12 protein-coding genes are annotated in these 7,218 nt (G+C 46.6%); 1 reads left to right on the top strand and 11 read right to left on the bottom strand.

What is annotated here, in order from left to right; translation table 11 throughout:
• The 10 genes from Q5691_RS26945 to Q5691_RS26990 all read right to left on the bottom strand — a co-directional run.
• A partial coding sequence (locus Q5691_RS26945; protein WP_333348241.1) for a DUF3854 domain-containing protein occupies window positions 1-2,394 on the bottom strand: 2,394 nt, incomplete at its 3' end.
• Between the two features lie 143 nt (window positions 2,395-2,537).
• Window positions 2,538-2,936 (bottom strand): hypothetical protein, encoded by a 399-nt coding sequence (locus Q5691_RS26950; RefSeq protein WP_333348244.1) that lies wholly within the window; start codon window positions 2,934-2,936, stop codon window positions 2,538-2,540.
• A gap of 12 nt (window positions 2,937-2,948) precedes the next feature.
• Window positions 2,949-3,488, bottom strand: a complete 540-nt coding sequence (locus Q5691_RS26955) for a hypothetical protein (RefSeq protein WP_333348247.1) — start codon at window positions 3,486-3,488, stop codon at window positions 2,949-2,951.
• The gene (locus Q5691_RS26960; RefSeq protein WP_333348250.1) at window positions 3,479-3,742 is read right to left on the bottom strand and encodes a hypothetical protein; all 264 of its coding nucleotides are present in this window, start codon (window positions 3,740-3,742) and stop codon (window positions 3,479-3,481) included. The genes Q5691_RS26955 and Q5691_RS26960 overlap by 10 nt, the downstream gene beginning before the upstream one ends.
• Window positions 3,742-3,960 (bottom strand): hypothetical protein, encoded by a 219-nt coding sequence (locus tag Q5691_RS26965; RefSeq protein WP_333348253.1) that lies wholly within the window; start codon window positions 3,958-3,960, stop codon window positions 3,742-3,744. The genes Q5691_RS26960 and Q5691_RS26965 overlap by 1 nt, the downstream gene beginning before the upstream one ends.
• Window positions 3,960-4,466 carry a hypothetical protein gene (locus Q5691_RS26970; protein WP_333348256.1) on the bottom strand — a complete coding sequence of 169 codons (507 nt, stop codon included), beginning with the start codon at window positions 4,464-4,466 and terminating at the stop codon, window positions 3,960-3,962. Before Q5691_RS26970 ends, Q5691_RS26965 begins: the two co-directional genes overlap by 1 nt.
• Entirely contained in the window at window positions 4,466-4,804 is a 339-nt protein-coding gene (locus Q5691_RS26975; RefSeq protein ID WP_333348259.1) for a hypothetical protein, read from the bottom strand. The genes Q5691_RS26970 and Q5691_RS26975 overlap by 1 nt, the downstream gene beginning before the upstream one ends.
• A 233-nt stretch (window positions 4,805-5,037) precedes the next feature.
• On the bottom strand, window positions 5,038-5,256 hold the full coding sequence (locus tag Q5691_RS26980; protein WP_333348262.1) for a hypothetical protein: 219 nt from the start codon (window positions 5,254-5,256) through the stop codon (window positions 5,038-5,040).
• Window positions 5,243-5,617, bottom strand: a complete 375-nt coding sequence (locus Q5691_RS26985) for a flagellar alpha dynein (protein ID WP_333348265.1) — start codon at window positions 5,615-5,617, stop codon at window positions 5,243-5,245. The genes Q5691_RS26980 and Q5691_RS26985 overlap by 14 nt, the downstream gene beginning before the upstream one ends.
• On the bottom strand, window positions 5,614-6,039 hold the full coding sequence (locus tag Q5691_RS26990; protein ID WP_333348268.1) for a hypothetical protein: 426 nt from the start codon (window positions 6,037-6,039) through the stop codon (window positions 5,614-5,616). Before Q5691_RS26990 ends, Q5691_RS26985 begins: the two co-directional genes overlap by 4 nt.
• 429 nt (window positions 6,040-6,468) lie before the next feature.
• Here Q5691_RS26990 and Q5691_RS26995 point away from each other — a divergent pair, with 429 nt between their 5' ends.
• Complete coding sequence (locus tag Q5691_RS26995) at window positions 6,469-6,723, top strand: hypothetical protein (protein ID WP_333348270.1); 255 nt, start codon at window positions 6,469-6,471, stop codon at window positions 6,721-6,723.
• Window positions 6,724-6,850: 127 nt separating this feature from the next.
• On the opposite strand, the gene Q5691_RS27000 is transcribed toward Q5691_RS26995, so the two are convergent.
• The coding region (locus Q5691_RS27000) for a hypothetical protein (RefSeq protein ID WP_333348273.1) at window positions 6,851-7,218 on the bottom strand (368 nt) is incomplete at its 5' end.

The raw sequence follows: 7,218 nt of genomic DNA on the forward strand, positions 1-7,218 counted from the left end.
TGCGGGGTTTGACGGGGTTTGCGGGGTTTTTTCAACATTCTCTATAAAATGCTTTACTAATTCCCCTACTTCCGGCTGTACTTCCACCTCGGTAGATTTTTCTAGAAAGTTTTGACGCTCAAACCCTGACAAATCGCTGTAATTCCCAACTGGTAAGGGTTCTGAACCCCTCACAAACCCCGCACAAACCCCGTCATTTGCCTCGCAAACCCCGTCATTTTTGGGTTTGGGGATGCCAGATTGCAATAAATCTGAGTGTGTTGATGTTTGCGTGTCGCTTTCGTCTCGGAGTCGCAGTCCTTTAAAAAAGCTCCGGCCTCGGTGTTTTTCCCATTGCACAGAGGTTAATTCTAAGTAGTCATTGCACAGTTCGCTAAGCATCTTGGGATATTTAATGTGCGATACCGCTTTGAGTCCGCTGCTGCACCATTCTTTGTAATGGTCGTAAATCTTGCCTGTAGGTGTCGAGGCTGCTGGGTCAAGAATCAGGCAGTCGTCAAAGTGAGCGGCCACACTGTTAGTTTGCGTTTTCATCTCCCATTCCTGTAGTTGGAATTCTGCAATCTGGCTGTTGCCCTTCCCTTGGATTACCTCGGTAACTTCAGAGTCCGCGAGTGTCAGGGCCACTGCAATTAACTGGGAAATCTCGGCGTCCATAGCGGCCTCTATCTCAGAATTTCTCTGAGCTGTAGGTAAGGGGTTGTCAAAATGAATTAGGCACAGTCGGCGGTCTAGTCCTGTTGTGTCCCCTACAAAAATTGGATGATTGCTACCAATAATTAGCAGTCCGTAGAAAAAAGCATCGGAGGCTTGTTTGTAAACTTCCCGGTATCCTATGGCATCTCCCCCGGTGAGAGACAGAATGGAGTCAACTCCTGATGCGGTGCGCTCGTCTGGGGCGCTGACTAGCTGCTTATTAATGATGCTTGCCATTGTTGAGCCGTCGTCAAGGGCTTTGAGTTTGCAACCTTTCCAGTTATCCCGCCCTACAATTTTTTGCAACAGTCGGATAAACGTACCTTTACCGCTGCCCGGTTTTCCAATTAAATGCACAAACATTTGCAGGTCAAAGAATTTGAATTTAAGCAACCCGTTCACAACTGCCAGCAGTTTAAGAATTTTCTTGCGGTTGCCCTGCATTGCAGTGTTCATCCAGTGGTAAATATTTGGGCAATTCCCTTTGAGGTTTTCCAAAATATCTGTAGACATTGCTGTATACGGTTTGTATACATAAGGCAGACAGGAAGTGAAACCCATACTCGGCGAGTGTTCCAGTGTTTTTCCTGTCTTGGTGTCTAGTACCAGATTATTAAATGCGATGTACCGCGCTCGCTCCCACATCTGCCAGCGCTTCACTCGTAAATCAGTAGCTAAAAGCTTTATGGTGTCGGCAATGTAGCTAAATCCTTTGTATTCGATGCCTCGCGCGTCAATCGTCGCTTTTACAAGGGTTTCCACATTGCCGTCGTCGGTTGGCTCCCAGTGCTGCCCGTTCCATATCCGCCAAGCTTTCGTTTCGTTGTCAAATTTCCAGTGATGTCCGTAGTCTTCGGCTAGCTGCCGGGCGGTTTGTTTTGGAGTTGGCGGCTTTCGTTTTGGGGGTTCGTCGTTGCTCTCGCTGTATTTTTCCTCGAATAGCTTGGCTTTGCTGAGGATTTCTCGGAATTGCTCAATTCCCTTTCTTTGGATAAAGTCATCCATCCCTTTAAATTCTCCGTTGGGGCCCGCATCCCATTCACCCGTTATGCTACGCACTGGCACTCCAAATTTAGCCAATTGTCGGGCTAATTTCCGTTCGGCCGCTCTCACGTTTAGATTGGTGGCTGCATCTGCATCAAAGGCAATAATTAAGCCAAAGCCCCATTCTGCGAGCATTCTGAGCGTTGCTACTAAGTGCCGCTTACCCTCTACGTCGTTGACTTTGCCAGATAAGCCCATCTCTACTCCCAGTAGGGCAACTGTCGGTAAATTATTGGCACATCCGGCGATCGCTTTAAAAGGCCCCTCGGTAGCGAGGACATAGGGACGGTCGTTAATCCAGTAACAAACTTTGAGGAGGTTTTCTTTTGTCCAATAATCCTTGTTTGTAGGGTGTTTCGGGAGTAGCGCGTCGAATTCGCTGCCTAGTACAGACTCGTATTTTATGGGTTTACCCTTTCTGTTTTTCCTGGGCTTGTCCGGTTTAAATTGAATCTGCCCGTTCGCTCCCATAAAGAGGATGCCAGCGCTGGGAGCGTTATTCCCCACATATACCTTTGCCTCGGAATGGCTGATGCTCCGACAGGTTGCTCCCGTCCAGTCGTTAAGCAGCCCACGGGATTCAACCTGCGCCAGATGTTGGGTGGTTAGTGGGTCAGTGAAAGCTTGAGCATTGATAGTGCTAGAATAAGTCATGAATTTAGCCTGCCCCCTGGACAGGTAGGTTAAAGGTTTACAAGACCACCAAAGCCGCTGTTCTCAGGTTCCAATTGATGCAGCGGTTTTTGGTTTGTTTACTTGAGTTTGTGAAAACGGAGCATTTAGGCTGGAACCGCTCGCTAAAAATAAGCGAACGGATTTAAATCGCTGCGAGCGCAACCATTGCATTCAATCAGCTTGGGAATAGGAACAAAGACTAGCGGGGGGTCGCGACTAGCTTCAATTTTGCAGAGTTCGGTATCAGTATCGTCTGCTAATACCTCTGTAAGCCATACAAAAATATCAACTAGCAGCTCGAAAAAGTGGGTTCCTAGCCAAGCTCTCAGGAGTTCTTTGACTGTTTTTTTGATACTTTTCCCAATTTTCCAGATGACTGGTTGCCAAAAGCTCATATATAGCTTCCGTTTTGCTTTTGGAATCGGTTTCCCCACAAACAGCGCATTTAGTATCCCATTCGGCCCCTCAGTGCAGAGGTCGAACATATCTTCAACAAATTGGATGTGGGGAGTTATATCCATCTTTTTAGAGTATCAAGTTTCGCCATTTATTAAACGCTCGTACAAAGTTTCAGCATCTTTGTATTTTTGGCTCCCTCCTTTGGACACTCCCCAAACTTCAAGGATGATTTTGGCTTTACCCCATCCCTTCGCTTTGAGTTCTAGTACCCGTTCAGCGCGCCGTTCTTCCGTGTCCTCAGCTTGTATTTCGTTCTGAACGTTCGCTGCACCATCCTCATTTCCACAACTTAGAGCTAGTGCGCGTTCGAGGCGTTCCACAGGATTGAGAATCGCTTCTGCTTCTTGCTGGCGTTGCGCTTGTGAAACATAGACCTCTGTCGCTATCTCGTCCTCGACATCAGCTTTGATAGCGCGTGTCTTGAGTTCCTGGATTTCAGACTCATCAGCCAATTGGCGGGCGATATTGCCAGCGGACACAGCACAAGCAACAGCAGCGCTGAGGCTTAAACCCTGAATGGACTTATGCCAGCCAACTTTTTTATCGAGTCCAACCAAAGGAGCTAGCCATAGCATCAATGCTGAACTTGATAAAACTATCATCTTCAGGAGCATAAAAACACCCCCAAACCTACGACTAGAACGGCTAGAACGCCTATCAGCACTGCTTGCAACTGTTGAATAGATATCTTTAAAAACTGGCTTAAAGAGTAGTCCAGGAGCCACGCGCTCGCCCAGATAATTCCTACTGCTGCCAGCAAAAAAGCGATCGCTCTGAATGCCATCGGATGCAAACTCGCTACCCATCCCAGAAGGGAGGAAGCGATGCACCCGGCGATAAAATAATTTGCCAAGTACATCGCTCTCATCAGTTAGAGCCTCCTAATACTGCAATCCGTAGAGCTTCAAGCGCTTGTACAGCTTCATCAATGGCAGCGCTAGCTTTATTCATCAATTGCTGCTTGGGTCTATCTAAATTAGATTGTCCCCGCGCCCTAATTTTTGCCCCCCGCAATAGTGCGATACTGATGGCTAAATTGTCCACTGGGAATTTGTCGTTGGGATAGTAGTCATAGATGCGAGTCATTAGTTCGCCCCCAGTAGCTTGGCTTTAATTTCGTCAATTTGAGTCCGGGCAGATTTATCAGCTTTATCAATTCCCATCCCTAAGCGGGCATAGCCAGGGCGCAAACCGTGCAGCTTTTTAGCAAGTCCAGCGTTAGCTCGAAGCTTGCCCAGTTCTTCGTTCGCCACTACTTTTTCATACTTGCGGTGGCTCTTGTGTACGGTCGCGTCTGCCACTTCAATCTTTGACAGAGATTTGTAAGCTTTCTTGGCATGGCGAGCGCCTTCGGTCTTTTCTTTTGCCAATTCCTTTAGTCTGGAGGCTTCCTCTTTATCAAAGTAGCGAGGTTCTGGAACTACGGGTGCGGTGCGGATACTACCAAAATTACCAGGATTCATCGGAGAGATTGCCCCCGCGTCGGTAGCAGCAAGAACTTTTGATTTATCAATGCTGTGGTTGCCATCGTTGCCACTGGTAATTTTTCCAGTAGCTTGACCGCCACCAAACAGTCGTAGTTGTAGTGACATTATTTTGCTCCAAATTGAATGGTTACTTGAATCGGAAAAACCTTGTTATGTAAAGGTTTGAGCAGAAATAGCAAAACCATCGCACCCATAAAAAGTGCGATCGCAAATTTGATATTGATTGGCTGAGATTTCTCTGTGTAGCGTGGCGTAAGTGGGTGTAAGTCGCTGCTGCCTAGAAGCTTTATCCAAGTAGACTTACAACGTTTGTCGCCATAAAGTGAAGCATAGGGAGCTAGCCCTAACTGTTCCGCCGTCCGTTTAAGCGAGTCAAGTTTTAGGGCGTTGTCACCCATAAAGAATTGCGATCGCCCGTCATTTGGGGGCGGTTTCTGTGTCATGATTTTTGTGGCTCCAAACGTTCTGAATCAACGGTTTGGGGAAGTCGTGACTTGTTAAGCGGGTCCAATCGCTTACCAGTCGCGCAACATCTTCCTTAATCTGAATATACAGCAAATTGTTAGTGGCTCTTAAGTCGATACAAAAGTCAATAGTTCAGAATTTCTGATGAGGTAGGGGCGGAGGAAAACCTGTCTAAGCTTTCCCTTGTCGCCTAAACCATTCATCAGCAATTCTAATCAGGGCTAGCAATCATCATCCTTGCCATTCTGCGAGCAATTCGTTCGTGACGTGGTTGCCACCAAGCTAGATGCCACGCTTTTAGGTCAAGGTCGCAGCGATTGAGAATTCTAGATTCATTATCAATAAATCTTCGCCGTCCCTCACCGCGTCCGTCGGGCCAGATTTTAAAGCTGTACCAGTTCCCGCATCGGTCAAGTTCAATTTTGCTCATTTTGAGTTTCCTCCAAAATTTCTAAGATTGTAGCCACATCTGCCAGCTCTGCCTTTGATTTTTTGCGCTTGCCCTTCAACTGATTGAGCAAGTCGGCTGCTTCGGGGAATTCTACACCGATCGCGATCGGCGCTGAACTGGTAGAAATTTCTTCCGATCGGCTGGCAATTTCGGATTCTAGCCGTTCGATTTCCTCGTCTCGCTCCGAAATTTTCTGATTGGCTGCTACCAGCCGTGCGTTGAGTTCGGCAATTTCTTGATTTTTTTTAGCTAGCAGTCGGTCAGCAGCAGCGAGTTTTTCTTGCAGCTCTGTAACTTCCTCTGTAACTGGCTTGAGTGATTCGGAGTCTGTTTCACTCAAGCCTTCAATTTTCCCAAGCGTTCCTCCATCAGTTGCAATCGAGCCTCAAGCGCTGCTATTCGGTCGTGTGTAACTGTGTCTGTAACCTTTTTCTCGACTGTTTGTGTAACTTCTTTTTTGCTGGCTTTGCGCTCTGTTTTGTCGGGAGTGCTTATTTCCACGAACTCTTCAGCAGTTTGTTCTAACCTGTCTTGGGTAACTTCATTGCTAATCCCTATGTAACGCTTATACAACTTGCCGTCTACTTTTCTGTAACCGTACCAGTATTTTTTTTCCTTACGCGCTCTGAAGGAAGGATGATTATTCGATTCGTAGCGAAAAGAATCATTCTCTGTAAGCCAAGTAAACCAGCACTTTGTGTCAATCTGTATCATGCTGCCATATTCTGGTTCTAAAATTCCCTGCACTACTGAAAAAGTCATATTGAGTTACCTAACGTTGTATGTAACCATTATAGTATGTAACCAAGCTTAGTTACACAGTAGTTACATACAAATTGCTTATAGGTAATTGTAATAGTTACCTATAAAACTATATGTAACTACATCTAGAAATAATATGAGAACGTGGGCCGGGGGACAGCTCTTGTGGCCCGCCCCCCGGCCGCGACTGAGTGCTCGCTTGCAACCGGGTTGAGTGATACCCGGTATACGAAGTAAAAATAAATAAACAAATTAAGATAATAGAAGCTATATATCTCGGTAGATACAGCTATTTTTGAATTGTCTCTCTTAATCAATATTTTCCTTGATTGTATGATTAAATCAGTTAAACAGGCTGGGCGGGGTGGAAAGCGGATTGGGGCTGGGCGACCTTCCAAATGGTCTACACGCGATTGTAAGACCATTAGAGTGCCAGTTTCTTTAGCGCCTCAAGTCATGGAAATTGCCCGCTATCTTGATGGTCAGGACAATATGTATCGGAAGCTAGAGCCTTTTGAGGACGAGGACTCACCCGATTACGACTGTGCTAAGGAGATGGAGTTTCGATATTTGCACTGTTGCGCGGAAAGGCTGGGATGGGAAAAAAAGCAATTGCAGCGGGAAGTCGAAAGTCTCAAAGCACAACTGAAATCTGCTAAAAAGCAAAGACTCAGGGCGCTCTAATCTCTAGCGGGATTTTTCCGAATTTTCGCGAGCAAACTCCGCCGAAGTCCATAGACTCCGACGAAAATTTGGAAAAATAGCCGCCACCCTCCGGTTACATATATCCTTTGGGTAACTTTTTAGCTACTCAATTTTTAGTGGGCTGGTTCATCAAGTCCCTGGCTTGAATGTCCGCTCGCAAGCTACCGCGTACTTCTTTATCGAACTGCACCCGGCATTCTTGACCTGCCACAGTCCAGCAAATATTTACGATTTCACCACAAGCACCTTTGTACATACCCGCTGGCCCTGCGACAACAACCTTATCTCCAACCTTAAACTCCTGAGCTGATCGCTTTTCTGATGTGGAATTAGTGCGGGGTTTGACGGGGTTTGGCGGGGTTTGTGAGGGGTTTGCGTTCCTTACTGGTTGGGGATTTGCGGGGTTTGACGGGGTTTGCGGGGTTTTTTCAACATTCTCTATAAAATGCTTTACTAATTCCCCTACTTCCGGCT

Source organism: Microcoleus sp. w1-18aA5 (assembly GCF_036701705.1).
GTDB lineage: Bacteria > Cyanobacteriota > Cyanobacteriia > Cyanobacteriales > Microcoleaceae > Microcoleus.

Bases quoted from the DNA above. Each gene is read 5' to 3' on its own strand.
- Q5691_RS26960 (WP_333348250.1), bottom strand. From the start codon at position 3,742: ATGAGAGCGATGTACTTGGCAAATTATTTTATCGCCGGGTGCATCGCT.
- Q5691_RS26950 (WP_333348244.1), bottom strand. From the start codon at position 2,936: ATGGATATAACTCCCCACATCCAATTTGTTGAAGATATGTTCGACCTC.
- Q5691_RS26970 (WP_333348256.1), bottom strand. From the start codon at position 4,466: ATGTCACTACAACTACGACTGTTTGGTGGCGGTCAAGCTACTGGAAAA.
- Q5691_RS26965 (WP_333348253.1), bottom strand. From the start codon at position 3,960: ATGACTCGCATCTATGACTACTATCCCAACGACAAATTCCCAGTGGAC.
- Q5691_RS26990 (WP_333348268.1), bottom strand. From the start codon at position 6,039: ATGACTTTTTCAGTAGTGCAGGGAATTTTAGAACCAGAATATGGCAGC.
- Q5691_RS26955 (WP_333348247.1), bottom strand. From the start codon at position 3,488: ATGCTCCTGAAGATGATAGTTTTATCAAGTTCAGCATTGATGCTATGG.
- Q5691_RS26975 (WP_333348259.1), bottom strand. From the start codon at position 4,804: ATGACACAGAAACCGCCCCCAAATGACGGGCGATCGCAATTCTTTATG.
- Q5691_RS26980 (WP_333348262.1), bottom strand. From the start codon at position 5,256: ATGAGCAAAATTGAACTTGACCGATGCGGGAACTGGTACAGCTTTAAA.